Source organism: Serratia sp. BIGb0234 (assembly GCF_024809915.1).
Taxonomy (GTDB): domain Bacteria; phylum Pseudomonadota; class Gammaproteobacteria; order Enterobacterales; family Enterobacteriaceae; genus Serratia; species Serratia liquefaciens.
Map to the genome: position 1 here is coordinate 515,420 of NZ_JANUEI010000001.1, position 16,566 is coordinate 531,985.

At 57.0% G+C, this 16,566-nt stretch carries 16 protein-coding genes; 9 read left to right on the forward strand and 7 right to left on the reverse strand.

Annotated elements, in window-relative coordinates; all coding sequences use genetic code 11:
• Positions 1 to 32: 32 nt before the first annotated feature.
• The 3 genes from phoA to M2407_RS02650 form a co-directional block, all read right to left on the reverse strand.
• Positions 33 to 1,460, reverse strand: coding sequence for an alkaline phosphatase (gene phoA, locus M2407_RS02640; RefSeq protein ID WP_201895572.1), 1,428 nt, complete (start codon positions 1,458 to 1,460; stop codon positions 33 to 35).
• Between the two features lie 267 nt (positions 1,461 to 1,727).
• The gene (locus tag M2407_RS02645) at positions 1,728 to 2,435 is read right to left on the reverse strand and encodes a glutathione S-transferase N-terminal domain-containing protein (protein ID WP_259216685.1); all 708 of its coding nucleotides are present in this window, start codon (positions 2,433 to 2,435) and stop codon (positions 1,728 to 1,730) included.
• Between the two features lie 63 nt (positions 2,436 to 2,498).
• Positions 2,499 to 3,182, reverse strand: coding sequence for a helix-turn-helix transcriptional regulator (locus M2407_RS02650; protein WP_128864021.1), 684 nt, complete (start codon positions 3,180 to 3,182; stop codon positions 2,499 to 2,501).
• A 97-nt stretch (positions 3,183 to 3,279) separates the two neighbouring features.
• On the opposite strand from M2407_RS02650, the gene M2407_RS02655 reads away from it, so the two are divergent.
• Positions 3,280 to 3,627, forward strand: coding sequence for an antibiotic biosynthesis monooxygenase (locus M2407_RS02655; RefSeq protein WP_020825969.1), 348 nt, complete (start codon positions 3,280 to 3,282; stop codon positions 3,625 to 3,627).
• Between the two features lie 224 nt (positions 3,628 to 3,851).
• Complete coding sequence (locus tag M2407_RS02660; RefSeq protein WP_259216686.1) at positions 3,852 to 4,346, forward strand: ATP-binding protein; 495 nt, start codon at positions 3,852 to 3,854, stop codon at positions 4,344 to 4,346.
• A 71-nt stretch (positions 4,347 to 4,417) separates the two neighbouring features.
• Here M2407_RS02660 and cynS read toward each other — a convergent pair whose 3' ends face one another.
• Positions 4,418 to 4,888 carry a cyanase gene (cynS, locus tag M2407_RS02665; protein ID WP_046374089.1) on the reverse strand — a complete coding sequence of 157 codons (471 nt, stop codon included), beginning with the start codon at positions 4,886 to 4,888 and terminating at the stop codon, positions 4,418 to 4,420.
• A gap of 18 nt (positions 4,889 to 4,906) precedes the next feature.
• Complete coding sequence (locus M2407_RS02670) at positions 4,907 to 5,560, reverse strand: carbonic anhydrase (protein WP_046374088.1); 654 nt, start codon at positions 5,558 to 5,560, stop codon at positions 4,907 to 4,909.
• 114 nt (positions 5,561 to 5,674) lie between these two features.
• Here M2407_RS02670 and cynR point away from each other — a divergent pair, with 114 nt between their 5' ends.
• The 3 genes from cynR to M2407_RS02685 all read left to right on the forward strand — a co-directional run bounded on the left by cynR (position 5,675) and on the right by M2407_RS02685 (position 8,828).
• On the forward strand, positions 5,675 to 6,577 hold the full coding sequence (gene cynR / locus M2407_RS02675) for a transcriptional regulator CynR (RefSeq protein ID WP_128864024.1): 903 nt from the start codon (positions 5,675 to 5,677) through the stop codon (positions 6,575 to 6,577).
• Positions 6,578 to 6,659: 82 nt separating this feature from the next.
• On the forward strand, positions 6,660 to 7,076 hold the full coding sequence (mchS3, locus tag M2407_RS02680) for an MchS3 family protein (RefSeq protein ID WP_128864025.1): 417 nt from the start codon (positions 6,660 to 6,662) through the stop codon (positions 7,074 to 7,076).
• A gap of 159 nt (positions 7,077 to 7,235) precedes the next feature.
• The gene (locus tag M2407_RS02685) at positions 7,236 to 8,828 is read left to right on the forward strand and encodes an ABC-F family ATPase (protein ID WP_071827008.1); all 1,593 of its coding nucleotides are present in this window, start codon (positions 7,236 to 7,238) and stop codon (positions 8,826 to 8,828) included.
• Between the two features lie 261 nt (positions 8,829 to 9,089).
• Here M2407_RS02685 and moeB read toward each other — a convergent pair whose 3' ends face one another.
• Together moeB and moeA are read right to left on the reverse strand one after the other, a co-directional pair.
• The gene (moeB, locus tag M2407_RS02690; RefSeq protein ID WP_020825975.1) at positions 9,090 to 9,845 is read right to left on the reverse strand and encodes a molybdopterin-synthase adenylyltransferase MoeB; all 756 of its coding nucleotides are present in this window, start codon (positions 9,843 to 9,845) and stop codon (positions 9,090 to 9,092) included.
• Positions 9,846 to 9,847: 2 nt separating this feature from the next.
• On the reverse strand, positions 9,848 to 11,086 hold the full coding sequence (gene moeA / locus M2407_RS02695) for a molybdopterin molybdotransferase MoeA (RefSeq protein WP_259216690.1): 1,239 nt from the start codon (positions 11,084 to 11,086) through the stop codon (positions 9,848 to 9,850).
• Positions 11,087 to 11,178: 92 nt separating this feature from the next.
• Between moeA and M2407_RS02700 the strand changes: the two genes are divergently transcribed.
• The 4 genes from M2407_RS02700 (at position 11,179) to gsiB (ending at position 16,540) form a co-directional block, all read left to right on the forward strand.
• Positions 11,179 to 11,715 (forward strand): DUF924 family protein, encoded by a 537-nt coding sequence (locus M2407_RS02700; protein WP_128864029.1) that lies wholly within the window; start codon positions 11,179 to 11,181, stop codon positions 11,713 to 11,715.
• A gap of 409 nt (positions 11,716 to 12,124) precedes the next feature.
• Positions 12,125 to 13,081 carry an isoaspartyl peptidase/L-asparaginase family protein gene (locus M2407_RS02705; RefSeq protein WP_020825978.1) on the forward strand — a complete coding sequence of 319 codons (957 nt, stop codon included), beginning with the start codon at positions 12,125 to 12,127 and terminating at the stop codon, positions 13,079 to 13,081.
• A 19-nt stretch (positions 13,082 to 13,100) separates the two neighbouring features.
• Positions 13,101 to 14,978, forward strand: a complete 1,878-nt coding sequence (locus tag M2407_RS02710; protein WP_259216691.1) for a dipeptide ABC transporter ATP-binding protein — start codon at positions 13,101 to 13,103, stop codon at positions 14,976 to 14,978.
• A gap of 23 nt (positions 14,979 to 15,001) precedes the next feature.
• Positions 15,002 to 16,540: a glutathione ABC transporter substrate-binding protein GsiB gene (gene gsiB, locus M2407_RS02715; protein ID WP_020825980.1), complete on the forward strand. Its 1,539-nt coding sequence runs from the start codon at positions 15,002 to 15,004 to the stop codon at positions 16,538 to 16,540.
• The last annotated feature ends 26 nt before the right edge of the window (positions 16,541 to 16,566 follow it).

The window sequence follows — 16,566 nt, forward strand, 5'->3', positions numbered from 1 at the left end:
GGTTTAATTAATCAGTGGACGGGGTCGTTAGCTTACTTGATCGCCATGGCGTCACGCATGGTATAGAACAAATCTGTCTGATCGGTCAGCCCGACGACGTTGGCGGCATGCGGGCCGTAGGCGGCAACACGCAGCTGGGTGCCGGTGTGGCCCTGCGAATCCTCTTCCGAGTTGCCGTAGCTGATGGTCATTGGTGCGCCATCTTTGGTGGTCAGCATTTGCGTCAGGCCCGGCGCTTTGGCGTCGGCGGCGATAATCTGGCTGGAGTGAGCATGGTCAGCGGTGACGATCACCAGAGTGTTGCCGTCGGCACGGGCGAATTCCAATGCTTTCTGCACGGCTTCATCCAGATCGACAGTTTCCCCGAACTGGCCGCACGGGTTGGCGGCATGATCCTGTTTGTCGATCGATGCGCCTTCAACCTGCAGGAAGAAACCATTTTTGTTGGTTTTCAGCAGGTCGATGGCTTTCTCGGTCATAACCGCCAGCGTCGGGATATCCGCCGTACGTGCCGGGTTGTTCTGACAGGTCACCGCCGGTTGGTCGAGATTACCGTGATAGCTGGCCTTCGGCCCCTGCCAGCGCACCGGCATATTGCCGGCGGCAAACAGCCCCAACAGCGGCTTTTGCTGATTGGCGACGTTAACGGCGTTCAGGGCATCGAGGTTTTCCACCCACTGATAACCTAATGCAGTTGCCTGCTCTTTCAGTGATTTTCCCTGCCATTCGCCACTTTTGGCTAACTGATTAAAGGATTTTGCTCCGCCGCCTAAGGTGACGTCGGCGCGGGCTTTGAGTAACTGTTCACTGATCGAACCGCGGCCGCCATTTTCCAGCGCGTTGGTTGCGCATTTTTCACTGGTCTCTTCCGGGCCGTAACATTTACGCGAGGTGACGTGGGAAATCTGCGCCGCAGGTGTGGCGTCTTGCAACTCTGCGGTGGAAACGTTGCCGGTGGCTTTACCCGCCGCTTTGGCAATTTCCAATAAGGTCGGTTGGTCTTTGCCATTAACGTCAACGCCCAGCGCGCCGTTATAGGTTTTGACGCCGCTGGACCAGGCAGTCGCCGAGGCGGCGGAGTCAGTGACGTAATCCGGCTTGTGGGTTTTCTTGTCCAGCGAATAATGGGTGTATTGGCCGGTTAACGGCAGGGCATCGATGCCTTTGAAATAGCCGCCTGCGCCTTCGGCATAGTTGCGTGCCGAAGTGATTTCCGAATCGCCCATGCCGTCGCCAATCAGCAAAATCACATTCTTGACCGTTTTATCAGACAACGAAGCTTTCAATGCCGCGGTTTGATCGCCACTCAGGCGACGTGCTCCGCCGGGTTCAACGATATTGCCGCGAGCCGCACGCTCAGAAAGTCCGGCAGCGTTGGCCTGCGTCTCATCGGCGAAGGCGCTTGAGCATAATAAGGCGGATAACACGGCACTGGCGATCAGGGAAACAGGCTGCAACATCGGGGAAAGCTCCTTGTCGTAATAAAAAAACATAAATACCCGGTCGCCTTTCAAGCTACAGCGTGGTTACCAGCACTCGCTAACCCCAGGTTACTTACTGGAGTAAGCGCCTGGGGATGAGCGAGCAGGATGCCTGACTGTGGCTTAAAAATCATAGGGGTATAACACGAACTTGTTAAGCAGGGAGGGTAATGCAGGGGTGTGACACTTTTATGACGGTAAAGAAGACGCAAAAGGGATAGCCGGGCGGCTATCCCAGGCAAGCCATTATTCGCTGCGGGCGGGAATGTTGACGCCGCGTTGCACCGCCGGTCGTGCCAGACCGCGCTCCAGCCATTGCCCTACACGTGGGAAACTGTCGAAATCGACTATCTCGCGGGCTTCGTAGAAGCCGATCAGATTACGCACCCAGCCCAACAGTGAAATGTCGGCAATGGTGTAATCCTGGCCCATGATCCAGTCGCGGCCTTCAAGCCGGCTTTCCAGTACGCCCAGCAGGCGTTTCGACTCATTCTTATAACGCTCAAGCGGGCGCTTATCTTCGTATTCACGACCGGCGAAACGGTGGAAGAAGCCGAGCTGACCGAACATGGGGCCAACGGCCGCCATTTGGAAAAATACCCACTGAATGGTTTCATAACGCAGAGCCGGATCCTGCGGCAGGAACTTGCCACTTTTTTCCGCCAGATACAGCAGAATGGCACCGGATTCGAACAGGGGTAATGGCTGGCCGCCAGGGCCATCGGGATCGATGATTGCCGGGATCTTGCCGTTCGGGTTCAGCGACAAAAACTCGGGCGTCCAGGTCTCGTTTTTGCCGATGTCGATCAGGTGCGCTTCATACGGCAGGCCGATCTCCTCCAGCATGATAGAAACTTTTACCCCGTTCGGCGTGGGCAGCGAATAGAGCTGCAGCCGCTCCGGATGCTGCGCCGGCCACAGTTTGGTGATTGGGAATTGGGTTTGATCGAGCATGGGGAGTCCTCGGGTTGACGGTTTGCTTATTGAGTATTGCACCAAAACTAACCTGTTGTGAGGTTAAACAGTGAGGTCAAAATGTGCTTTAAGCGCTTTTTTCCCGCTGGCGGTGAGCTGCAGTTCACGACTCTCCAACTGGCGTTTTATCCAGCCACGACGGATAAATGCGGTAAGCATCGCCGCACCTAATGCACCACCCAGATGGGCCTTGCGCTCGCTCCAGTCCAGGCAGCCGCAGGCGAAGCGCCTTCGTGAGGGCGCAGGGGAACAGTCGACGCCCAACCGAGTGAGTGCAGCGTGGCCGGCCTCGCTTAACCGATAGTCTTCCTCACCCTCTAACCAGGTTAGCTGATGCAGGCGTTGGTGCAGTTTTACCGCCACTTCACCGGCGAGATGGTCATAACAGGTACGAGCGAATTGCAATGACGTCGGAGTAGTGCTTTTCACCACGGGCTTTTCGACGCCGGCCAGTGCCATTAGCGTTTCCAGCGCGGCGGCGACTTCCGGCCCTGTCAGACGGAAATAGCGGTAACGCCCTTGCTTGACGCAGGCGATCAGTCGCTGTTCCTGCAGGCGTGCCAGATGGCCGCTGGCGGTAGAGGCGGCAACGTCCACCGCGGCGCTGAGTTCGGTGGCGGTATAAGCGCGACCATCCATCAGCAGGCACAGCATGCGCGCCCGGGTGCGGTCGGCAATGGCACCGCTCAGTGCCGCCAGACGATCTTCAATATCGATGTTATTCATACTTCGAGATTAGGCGAAGTATGGCTGTGCGTCCACCGTTAGGATGAGTTCACAAAATGCATGTGTGCCTGAGTTTTACCTCTGACAGGAGCGCCTTATGATTGCCGTTATTTTTGAGCTGCAGGCCGCTGACGGCCAGCGTGAGACCTACCTTGATTTGGCCGCCGATCTGAAGCCGCTACTGGCAGAAATTGACGGTTTTATTTCCATTGAGCGTTTTCAAAGCCTGGCCGATCCACAGCGGCTGCTGTCACTGTCCTTTTGGCGTGATGAGGCGGCGGTACAGCAGTGGCGAAATGTCGAGCAGCACCGAGCCGCACAGAAACGGGGCCGCCATGGCGTGCTGGCACAGTATCGCCTGCGGGTGGCTGAGGTGGTGCGGGACTATGGTCTGGATCAGCGAGAACAGACCCCGCATGACAGCCGCGGCTATCACGCGGGGTAAAGTGCGCGGCCATTATCAGTTATGACTCTGTGAGGCACAGCGTTGTTGACAATATGTGGGGATTTGCCTTATTGATAATGTATGAGCATAAACAAGGTTTCATTCGCGCAGATTATTATCACCATTCTCGGAGTGGTGGGATAGCGCGTCTCTGTCATGCTAAAACCCGCCGGTAAGGCGGGCCATCTTTTCCTCCTGCCGGTACTCACCTTCAGGAGAACGCCATGAATAATTCTTCCCACGCCGTTTTACATTTGATGTGCGGCAAAGCCGGCTCCGGCAAATCAACTCTGGCAAATCGACTGGCGCAGCAGCCCCATACGCTGCTGATCGTTGAAGATAGCTGGTTGGCAACGTTATATGACCAGCAGATGAAAACCCTAAAGGACTACGTTCGTTATTCCGCCAACCTGCGGCAGGTGCTGAGCGAGCATTTGGTGCAACTGCTGCGGCATGGTCTGTCGGTGGTGCTGGATTTTCCGATGAATACGCCGGATCGGCGCTTATGGGGCAGACAACTGGCGGAGGAGGCCGGTGTAGCGCACTGCCTGCATTTTCTGGATGTCAGCAATGCGCAGTGCAAGAGCAGAATAAAACACAGAAATGAGCAAGGTGAACATCCCTTTGTGCTCAGTGAAGAGACCTTCGATCTGCTCACGCAATATTTTGTCGCCCCTACCGAGGAAGAACGCCTGAGCCTTATCAGATACGGTGAATAGATGGGGTGAAGCGCAGAGACTGCGGAGAAAAGCATCCGATGCCGGCGACGCTATCGCCGGCATCGTCAGGATCAGAAAGGCTTGGTTGGCAGGTATTTACCGTCCAGGGTGATCACCGCGCGTTCGCCACCGTCCGGATCCGGCACTTTCTTGATGTCCAGTTTGAAGTTTATCGCACTGATAATGCCGTCGCCAAACTGCTCATGCACCAGCGCTTTCAGCGTGGAGCCGTAAATTTGCACCATTTCATAAAAGCGATAAATGGTTGGATCGGTCGGCACACCGCCAGGGATGCTGCCGCGCAGCGGAATGGTTTGCAGCAGACGGATGGCGTCTTCGTCCAGATCGAGCTTGGCGGCCACCACACGCGCCGCCTGTTCTGGTAGCGGATGCTGACCCAGCAGAGCGGCGGTGACGAAGGCCAGACTCAGCCCGGTACCCTGGTTGATCGCTTCGAAAGTCAGGTTTTTACGGATCTTGGCGGCCATAATGGTGTCGGTCAAGGTTTCGCGTGGGGATGAATAATGCAGGGACTGTGTCATGTTATCTCCTTATTGAGATCAAAAACGGGATACGGCAGGGGTAGCCGTGACATTTGGATTGGTGGCCAGTGGAATAAAGCGGCGGGTTTCGCCATCCAGCGCTTCAATACAGCCGCTGGCAATGTCATAGACCCAACCGTGCAGCTTCAACCGGCCCTGCTCAAGCGCCAGCGCCACTGAAGGATGGGTTTTAATATTGGTCAGTTGTGCGATGACGTTCTCACGTACCATCGAACTGACGCGTTCACTTTCAGAGGTATGCGGATGGGCCTGATTCACCGCCTTGGCTGAATCGGCGTAACGCAGCCAATTCGCTACGGTTGGCATATGATCCAGGCACTGACAGGTGGCGATGGCGGTCATTGCGCCGCAGTCGGAGTGTCCGCAGATCACGATATCTTCCACGCCGAGTGCGGCGACGGCATATTCCACAGAAGCTGTTACGCCACCCGGCTCCGGGCCGAACGAAGGCACGATATTGCCGGCATTGCGGATCACGAACAGGTCACCCGGCTCACGCTGGGTGATCAGTTCCGGCACCAGGCGGCTGTCGGAACATGAGATAAACAGGGTGCGTGGGTTCTGGCGCGTGGCCAACTGCCGGAACAGTTCGGACCGTTCGACAAACGCCTCGCGTTGGAACTTCAAAAAACCCTCAATAACCTCTTTCATGCTTTCTCCATCAGGATGCTGTTAAGCGATGGGGGCATGATGCGCCGCTCTGGCTATAGGGTCTAAGACCCATTTATAATGGTCTCCATAGAAATTACTAATAGTTGAGGCGTTATGCTGCTGCGACACATCCGTTATTTTCTTGCCGTTGCCGAACAGGGCAACTTCACCCGCGCCGCCGAAGCGCTACACGTCTCGCAACCGACGCTGTCGCAACAAATCAAGCAGTTGGAAGAAAACCTGGGAACGCCTCTGTTTGATCGTTCCGGCCGAACGGTGCGCCTGACCGACGCCGGTATGGCCTGGATGCGCTATGCCCGGCTGGCGCTGCAGGATCTTGAAGCCGGCACTCGGGCGATCCACGACGTGGCGACGCTGGAACGCGGTAATTTGCGGCTGGCGATGACGCCAACCTTTACCGCCTATCTGGTGGGGCCTGTTATCGATGCTTTTTATCGGCAATATCCGGGCGTTTCGGTGAGTATTCATGAAATGACGCAGGACAGGATCGAGGCGCTTCTGGCGGAAGATCGGCTGGATGTGGGGATCGCGTTCAGTCAGGCGCAATCGGTGGACATCGTGGCCGAGGAGCTGTTTACCGAGTCACTGAATATGATGGTTGGGGCTCAGCACCCGCTGGTTCAACAGCGTGAGCCTTTGAGTGCGCAGGTGTTCGAACAGCAACCGCTAGTGTTATTAAGCGAGGACTTCGCTACCCGTCAGTTTATCGACGATTATTGTCGTCGACAGGGGATCCGCCCCCGGGTAGCAATGGAGGCCAACGCAATTGGTGCCATCATTGAAATTGTGCGCCGTGGCCAACTGGCTACCCTGCTACCGGCAGCGGTTGCGCAGGAAAACCCGCAGTTGCACCCGGTACGGCTTACCGACGTCATGCCCGCTCGCCGGGCGGTGTTGCTGCAACGTAAAGACGCCTACCGTAGCGCGGCGTCACGGGCGTTTATCGAGGTCTTGCACCGGCAGAAATTTAGCCAGGGACATTCCGGCCCGCTATAAAACCGGCTGAATACCGTGGTAGTGTGGGGCACAGAGCTGGTCCGATCGTCACTTTCACTCTTGGCTGAATAGGGAGGTTTTTGTGAAAAGGATCTTGAGCGTTATTATTTTGGTTTTTGTTTCTTTATGTTCCCTCAACGGTTACGCCGCTGAGCAACACCGTGAAGCAACAGAAAATAATTTATCCAAGGTGACTCATTTCTCTTTGGGAATGAACGGGTTTGTTGGCATTGGCAGTGCCGGAGAAACCGATGTAATAGAAATCCTAACCTACCAGGACGCGGGGGCCGTTTTCTTGCGTATTGCCAATAACCCGCAGGCAACCCCAGAAGCGAAACTTTATGCTGCCTGCGGCTTAAAAAAGCTCAATAACAAAACCGGAGAACCCAATTTCACCCAAGTGTGGGATCAACCGGTTTCGGTATTGAAAGGGGATGTTTTAAGGAAAGAGAAATTCAGCGATGTTTATTTCAGTATTCTAAAACAGGGGTGTTGGTAAACCTCTGCATTCACCTCCCACAGGCCGAGACGTTCTTTCCACTTGGCCTGCCGCCGCACCTTTGCTCAAATTGTCACCGAAACTTCCCGCGATCTCTGTTGCCCGTTATGGCATAATGCGCGCCAAATCACATTCCCAATGATATGAAGAGCGAGCGCTGTGTTAAGCACTAACAACATCACTATGCAGTTTGGCAGTAAGCCGCTGTTTGAAAACATCTCCGTTAAGTTTGGCGGCGGTAACCGCTATGGTTTGATCGGCGCCAACGGCTGCGGCAAATCCACATTTATGAAAATCCTGGGCGGCGATCTGGTGCCGAGCGGCGGCAACGTGTTCCTCGATCCGAACGAGCGCCTGGGTAAACTGCGTCAGGATCAGTTCGCTTTCGAGCAATACAGCGTGCTGGACACCGTCATCATGGGCCACAATGAACTGTGGGCGGTGAAGGAAGAACGCGATCGCATTTATGCGCTGGCTGAAATGAGCGAAGAAGACGGCTATAAAGTGGCCGATCTGGAAGTGGCCTACGGCGAGATGGACGGTTATACCGCCGAAGCGCGCGCCGGCGAACTGCTGCTCGGCGTCGGCATCCCGGTTGAACAACATTATGGCCCGATGAGCGAAATCGCACCGGGCTTCAAACTGCGCGTATTGCTGGCGCAGGCGCTGTTCTCCGATCCGGAAATTCTGTTGCTCGACGAACCGACCAACAACCTGGATATCGACACCATCCGTTGGCTGGAGCAGGTGCTGAACGAACGTAACAGCACCATGGTTATCATTTCGCACGACCGTCACTTCCTGAATATGGTTTGTACTCACATGGCGGATCTGGACTACGGCGAACTGCGCGTGTATCCGGGTAACTACGACGAATATATGACGGCGGCCACTCAGGCGCGTGAACGTCTGGTTGCGGATAACGCCAAGAAGAAGGCGCAGATTAACGAACTGCAATCGTTCGTGAGCCGCTTCAGTGCCAACGCCTCCAAATCCAAGCAGGCAACCTCACGTGCCCGCCAGATCGACAAGATCCAGCTGGAAGAAATTAAGGCTTCAAGCCGTCAGAACCCCTTCATCCGTTTCGAACAGGACAAAAAACTGTTCCGTAACGCGCTGGAAGTGGAAGCGCTGGCCAAAGGTTTCGACAACGGTCCTCTGTTCAGCAAGTTCAACCTGATGGTTGAAGTGGGCGAGAAAGTGGCGGTGTTGGGCCCGAACGGTATCGGTAAATCTACCCTGCTGAAAACGCTGGTGGGCGATACGTTGCCGGACAGCGGTACCGTGAAATGGTCTGAAAATGCCAAGATCGGTTACTACGCTCAGGATCACGAATACGAATTCGATGACACCCTGACGGTGTTCGACTGGATGAGCCAGTGGAAGCAGGAAAAAGACGACGAGCAGGCGGTGCGCAGCGTGCTGGGCCGTTTGCTGTTCAGCCAGGACGACATCAAGAAGAAAGTGAAGGTGTTGTCCGGGGGTGAGAAGGGCCGCATGCTGTTTGGCAAGCTGATGATGCAGCGCCCTAATATCCTGGTTATGGATGAACCGACCAACCACCTGGATATGGAATCCATCGAGTCGCTGAACATGGCGCTGGAAATGTACGAAGGCACCTTGATCTTCGTTTCCCACGACCGTGAGTTCGTTAGCTCGTTGGCGACCCGCGTACTGGAAATGACGCCGACCAAAGTGATCGACTTTACCGGCAACTACGAAGATTATCTGCGTAGCCAGGGTATCGTGTAACCCAGCGGCAGAGGCGCGGCATGCTGCGCCCGAAGCTATAACCGGTGACGAATTTGTCATCAAACTCGGGCGGGAGCATTCCCGCCAGAGACTGCTGACAAACATATAATGTTTGGCGGCAGGCGCTAAAGGTTTTGAAAACAAATCAGGAAAATCAATTTATTGATTTTCGGCTGATAACACAAAGGGGGAAAAACCACGCTTTTATCCCCCTTTGTCAAAAAATCTCAGGCGGGAGCATTCCCGCCTTTTTTGTTTCTGCTATTCCCCGCCGCAAACGTCGCACTGCGGATCCTTCGGCAGCTTCATCTCGCGGAACTGCATCGTCATGGCATCAAACATCAGCAGTTTTCCGGTGAGCGGTTGGCCGTACTGCGTCAGCAGTTTGATGGCCTCCATCGCTTGCAGCGTGCCGATGGTACCGACCAGCGGTGCCATGACACCGGCCTCGACGCAGGTAAGGGCGTTGTCGCCGAATAACCGACTCAGGCAGCGATAGCAGGGTTCTCCGGGCTGATAGGTGAAGACGCTGAGCTGCCCTTCCATGCGGATCGCCGCGCCGGACACCAGAGGTTTACGCTGAGCATGACAGAGGCGATTTAGCAGATTACGCGTCGCTACGTTGTCAGTGCAGTCCAGCACCAAATCGCAGGCGGCAATTTGCGCCGCCATCTGGTCGTCGTCCAGCTGTGCATCAACAGTTTCAATCTGAGCATGTGGGTTGATGGCACTGAGTTCGAGACGGGCCGATTCAACTTTCGCCATACCGATGCGCGCGTCGCGGTGCAGGATTTGGCGCTGCAGGTTAGAGAGTGAAACGGTGTCGAAATCAACCAGCGTCAGGTGGCCGACGCCCGCCGCGACCAGATAGGGGGCGGCGGCACAGCCTAACCCGCCGAGGCCGACAATCAGTACCCGGGCGGCCTTCAGTTTTTCCTGACCGTCGAAGTCAAAGCCACGCAGGATAATCTGGCGGTTATAGCGCAGCGCTTCGGCATCGGTTAATTCCGGCAGCATGCTCAGCTCCTCAGCAAGGCGTTGAAGGGCTCAATGTCCACTTTTTCGCCCACTGCCACGGAGCCGCGTTCGCGCTCCAGCACGATAAAGCAGTTACCCTGGCTGAAAGAACTGAACACGTGTGACCCTTGATGGCCGGTGGTGCTCACTTCCAGCTCGCCCTGAGCGTTGCTGCTAAACACGCCGCGCTGAAAATCAAGGCGTCCCGGCGCTTTCTTCAGGGGGGTCAGGGCGCGAGCCTGCAAACGCGGTGGCAAATGCCAGTCGCTGTGGCCCGCCAGCTTCGCCAACAGCGGCTGCACCAATTGGTAGAAGGTCAGCGCTGCGGAAACCGGGTTGCCCGGCAGGCCACAGAACCAGGCCTGCTTGAGCTTGCCGAAGGCAAAGGGTTTACCGGGTTTGATCGCCAGCTTCCAGAAGCCGACTTCGCCCAGCTCGTCGAGCATCTGCTTGGTGTAGTCGGCTTCACCGACCGAGACGCCACCGCTGCTGATCACCACATCGGCCTGGCGGTCTGCCTGCTCGAAGGCGGCGCGCAGCGCGTTTTGGTCATCACGGATAATGCCCAGATCCAGCGTTTCGCACCCTAACTGTTCCAGCATCAGGCGTACGGCAAAACGGTTGGTATCATAGATTTGGCCCGCCTGCAGCGGCTGCCCGACCGGCTGTAACTCGTCGCCGGTGGAGAATACCGCCACCTTCAGCTTACGTACCACCTGCACCTCGGCGACACCGAGCGAGGCCAACAGCGGCAACTGCGCAGCGCCCAGTCTGATACCCGCAGGTAAAACCCCGGCACCCTGGCGAATATCTTCCCCCGCCAGGCGAATATTTTGCCCGGCTTGCACTTCGGCCGTGAAGCGCACGCCGGCATCGCTGATCTCGGCCTGCTCCTGCATGATCACCGCCTCGGCCCCTGCTGGGACAGGCGCGCCTGTCATGATGCGTACGCAGGTACCGGTTGGCCAGTTGCCGTCGAACGGAGCACCGGCAAAAGCTTTGCCCGCGACTGGCAGCGGCGCGTTGGCTTGCAGATCGGCGAGGCGCACGGCATAGCCGTCCATGGCCGAATTGGCGAAGGACGGTACATCAATCGGCGAAATGACCGGCGCGGCGGTAATGCGGCCGGCGGCGGCGGTCAGGGCAATGGATTCGGTCTGCTGAAGGGGGGAGATCTGGCTGAGCATCTTCTCCAGCGCCTGCTCCAGGGAAATAAGATCGGAAGTATGGCAATGATCCATAAGGAACTCCGTAATCAGGGTGCGCGACAAATGGCGGCAAAGTGGGGGTATTATGAAGGATGCTATGCTGAAGTAAACAACGGGAGGCAGTGATGCACAGACAGGTATTAGACTTTTGGTTTGACGAGATCGAACCGGCAATGTGGTTCAAAAAGGACGATGATTTCGATCGCCTGTTGCATACGCGCTTTGGTCAGATCTGGCAGGCCGCCGCCGCCGGCGAGCTGGCGCACTGGCGAGACAGCATTGAGGGGCGGTTGGCGGAGGTGATCGTGCTCGATCAGTTCAGTCGCAACCTGTTCCGCGGCACGCCGCGTTCATTTGCCAGCGACTGCATGGCGTTGGTGCTGGCACAGGAAGCGGTCCGTAGTGGGCAATGTGAACGACTTACGCCAGAGCAACGGGGCTTTCTCTATTTGCCCTTTATGCATTCAGAGTCGGCGTTGATTCATCAACAGGCTTTGGCGTTGTATACCGAGCTGGGCAATGCCAATCAGTTGGAGTTTGAAGTGCGGCACAAAGCCATTATTGACCGCTTTGGCCGTTACCCACACCGTAATGCGATATTAGGCCGAGTCTCTACCCCGGAGGAGGAAGCATTTCTGCTGTTACCGGGGTCAGGATTCTAAATATTGATCATCTGCGTTCAGCCGGCTAAAAAACAGCAGGTTGAACGCACAACGGCCGGATATTTAGAGATATCGATTATTTTTGCCGGTAATTACTGTGTGCCCCTCACGGGTTTCTACCAAAAATCCCAATCGTTATTCAGAACGGTTTTTCCAATTTATAACTCTCTGTTTTTATTCCATTAAGCTATTTCAATGTGCGAAATAATCTAAGCGGGCTACGCTAAAAGCTGGGCGAAGACTTTATGCTTTACTTCGATAGCGCGGCTAAATATAGTCGGGAAAAGGCCGAATAATAATTATACCCGTCGCCTTGCCGGCCGCCGCGTTGTGGGCTGCCGCCGAGGTGAATCTATTTCCCCTTCAATAAGGGGCGGGATTGGCAGGATTAACACAGGGTGACAGGCAAATGAGCAAACCAGTGATTGCCATTCATGGCGGCGCGGGCGCAATTACCCGTGCGGCGCTGAGTGCTGAAAAGGAACAGGAGTATATTCAGGCGTTGTCCGACATCGTCGCCGCCGGCCAGCAGATCCTGGCCCAGGGTGGCAGCGCCCTGGATGCGGTCACCGAGGCGGTAAGGCTGCTGGAAGAGTGCCCATTGTTTAATGCTGGTAAAGGCTCGGTATTCACCCATCAGGGCACCCACGAGTTGGATGCCTGTGTGATGGATGGGAGCACCTGCGATGCCGGTGCCGTGGCCTGCGTCAGCCGGATACGCAATCCGGTGCTGGCTGCGCGCGCGGTATTGGAAAACAGCCAGCACGTGCTGTTCGCTGGGGAGGGTGCGGAGAAATTTGCCGCCGCCCACGATCTTGAAATGGTCGCACCCGATTTCTTCTTTACCCAACCACGTTTTGACCAACTGCACCGTGCTCAGGCAGAGCTTGGGCGTGTGTTGCTCGATCACGATGGCGCTGCGCAAAGCGGTGAGCCGATCGACCCCGATCGTAAATTCGGTACCGTTGGCGCGGTGGCGCTGGATGCCCTGGGCAACCTGGCGGCCGCAACGTCGACGGGCGGCATGACCAACAAACAGGCCGGCCGGGTGGGGGATACGCCGATCATCGGTGCCGGTTGTTACGCCAACAATGCCACGGTGGCGGTCTCCAGCACCGGTACCGGGGAAACCTTCATGCGCGGCGTGTCGGCTTATGACGTTTCCGCGTTGATGGAGTACGCCGGGCTCAGTCTGCAGCAGGCCACTGACCGGGTGGTGATGGAAAAACTGCTGGCGATGGGTGGCAGCGGCGGCATGATTGCCATCGACAGTCACGGCAACGTGGCGCTGCCTTTCAACAGTGAAGGCATGTACCGCGGTTTCGGTTATGTCGGCGATGCGCCGTCCGTAGGGATTTACCGCTAACCGATCGCCAGGAGGGTGCATGACCGATGCCTTAATGCCGCTTGCGGCCGACGCCGGGCTATTATTGCCGCCGCAGCGCGTGCTGTCGGTGCGCGATCTGAGCGTCCAATTTCAACAACAGGGCGATACCGTAGAAGCGGTGCGCAACCTGTCATTCGATCTCGATCGCGGCGAGACGCTGGCGATCGTCGGTGAATCCGGTTCGGGTAAATCTGTCACCTCTCTGGCATTGATGCGCCTGGTCGAACAGGGGGGTGGCAACATCGTCAGCGGGACGATGCCCTTTCGTCGGCGTAACGGCGAGGTGCTCGATCTGGCCCACGCACGTCAGGGTACATTACGCACGGTGCGCGGTGCCGATATGGCGATGATCTTTCAGGAACCGATGACCTCGCTGAACCCGGTATTCCCGGTAGGGGAACAGATCGCCGAATCTCTGCGCCTGCATCAGGCGATGGATCACCGCGCCGCCAGACAAGCCGCCTTGCAGATGCTCGATTTGGTGCGCATTCCCGAAGCCAAAGACGTACTTAACCGTTACCCACATCAGCTCTCCGGCGGTATGCGCCAGCGGGTGATGATCGCCATGGCGCTGTCCTGCAAGCCGGCCTTATTGATTGCCGATGAACCTACCACAGCGCTGGACGTCACCATTCAGGCGCAAATCCTGCAGCTTATCCGCGTACTGCAGCAGGAAATGCAGATGGGGGTGATTTTTATTACCCACGATATGGGCGTAGTGGCGGAGATAGCCGATCGGGTACTGGTCATGCGTCAGGGGGAACAGGTGGAGCAGGGGCCGGTGCGCGAACTGTTTGCCGCGCCGCAACAGCCCTACACCCAAGCGCTGCTGGCGGCGGTACCCAGGCTGGGATCAATGGCGGAGTTGGACTTCCCGGCGAAATTCCCGTTGCCAAACGGCGCAGACAATGGCGGGCCGCAGGATACCGTACCGCCGGGGGTGACGCCGATCCTGCGGGTAGAAAATCTGGTGACGCGCTTTGACCTACGCAGCGGTATTTTAAATCGCGTCACCCGGCGAGTGCATGCGGTGGAAAACGTCAGTTTTGATCTCTACCCCGGCGAAACGCTGGGGCTGGTGGGAGAGTCCGGCTGCGGCAAATCCACGACTGGCCGCTCGTTGTTGAAGCTGGTGGACAGCCAGCGCGGCACCATTACCTTTGACGGTCGTCAGATCAATCAGTTGAAAGGCCCGGCGCTGCAGCACCTGCGGCGGGACATCCAGTTTATCTTCCAGGATCCTTACGCCTCGCTCGATCCGCGTCTGACCGTCGGGTTCTCGATCATGGAACCGCTGCTGGTACATAACGTGGCACGTGGCAAGGCGGCACAAGAGCGCGTGGCCTGGCTGCTGGAACGCGTCGGGCTTAAACCAGAGCATGCGCGTCGTTATCCGCATGAGTTTTCCGGTGGCCAGCGGCAGCGAATCTGCATTGCGCGCGCGTTGGCGCTTAATCCCAAGGTAGTGATCGCTGACGAATCGGTGTCGGCGCTCGACGTGTCGATTCAGGCGCAAATCGTCAATCTGCTGCTCGATCTGCAGCGTGAGTTCGGCATCGCCTTTTTGTTTATCTCGCACGATATGGCGGTAGTAGAGCGCATCAGCCACCGCGTAGCGGTGATGTATCTCGGGCAGATTGTCGAGATTGGCCCGCGTCGGGCGGTGTTTGAGAACCCGCAGCACGCTTACACCCGCAAGCTGATGGCGGCGGTGCCGGTGGCCGATCCTAACCATGCTTATAAACGCCAGCCGCTGCTGGTCGATGAAATCCCCAGCCCGATCCGCGCGCTGGGCGATGAACCCGTTACCGCACCGCTAGTGCAGGTTGGACCGGGGCATTTTGTCGCCCGCCATCCGATCGCCGGTGCCTTTTAGTGACCTCAGGAGAGACAAGCACCATGAAGCACTCATTCAAACGTAAGGCATTAGCGGGCGCCGTGCTGCTGGCGGCCGCGGTCGCCGGCCCAGCCTGGGCTGCGAAAGATGCGGTGATCGCCGTCGCGTCCAATTTCACCACGCTTGATCCGTATGACGCCAACGATACGCTGTCGCAGGCGGTGGCCAAATCCTTCTATCAGGGCCTGTTCGGTTTCGATAAAGACATGAAACTGGTGAACGTGCTGGCGGACAGCTATGAGGTGAGCAAGGACGGCCTGACTTACACCCTCAAGCTGCATCCGGGGGTGAAATTCCATGACGGCACCGAGTTTAACGCCGAAGCGGTGAAGGTGAACCTGGATCGCGCCAGCAACCCGGACAATCACCTCAAGCGCTACAACCTGTTCAAAATGATCGACAAAACCGAAGTGGTGGACGCCAATACGGTGAAGATCGTGCTGAAAGCGCCATTCTCGGCCTTTATCAACAACCTGGCGCACCCGGCGGCGGTGATCATTTCGCCGGCCGCGCTGAAGCAGTACGGCAAAGAGATTGGTTTCCACCCGGTGGGGACCGGCCCTTATCAGTTCGTGACCTGGAACCAGACCGATTTCGTCAAGGTGAAAAAGTTTGACGGTTACTGGAAACAGGGGCTGCCGAAGCTCGACAGCATCACCTGGCGCCCGGTCGTGGATAACAATACCCGCGCTGCCATGCTGCAGACCGGTGAAGCGACCTTTGCCTTCCCGATCCCGTATGAGCAGGCCAAGGTGCTGGAAGGCAATGCCAAGCTCGATTTGGTGGCCGCGCCGTCGATCCTGCAGCGTTATATCAGCCTGAACGTGACTCAAAAGCCATTCGATAACCTGAAAGTGCGTCAGGCGTTGAACTACGCCATCAATAAAGACGCGCTGATCAAGGTCGCGTTCTCCGGCTACGCCGTTCCGGCGGAAGGCCCGGTGCCGCCGGCGATCGATTTTGCCACCCGTTACCAGCCTTGGCCTTATGATCCTGCCAAGGCGCGCGAACTGCTTAAAGAGGCCGGTTACCCTAACGGTTTTACCACCACCCTGTGGTCGTCTCATAACCACAGCACCGCGCAGAAAGTGCTGCAGTTTGCCCAGCAGCAGTTGGCGCAGGTTGGCGTGAAAGTGACGGTGACGGCGATGGATGCCGGTCAGCGCGCGGCCCAGGTGGAAAGCGTTGGGGTGAAAGACACCGGCGTGCGTATGTTCTATACCGGCTGGTCAGCATCAACCGGTGAAGCGGACTGGGCCTTGTCACCGCTGTTCTCAACCCAGGCTGCGCCGCCAAAGCAGTTCAACACGGCGTTCTACAGTAATCCGCAGGTAGATCAGGATCTGACCGGCGCGCTGGCGACCACCGACCGTGCCGAGAAGCAGAAACTGTACAAGGACGCGCAGGATCGTATCTGGGCAGATGCGCCATGGATTTTCCTGGCCACCGAGCGCTTGCTGTCGGCTAACAATAAACAGCTGAGCGGCTTTTACGTGATGCCGGATACCTCGTTCAACTTTGATAATGCCGATCTTAAATAAGGCACCGATCCCCGCTCTCCTGGAGG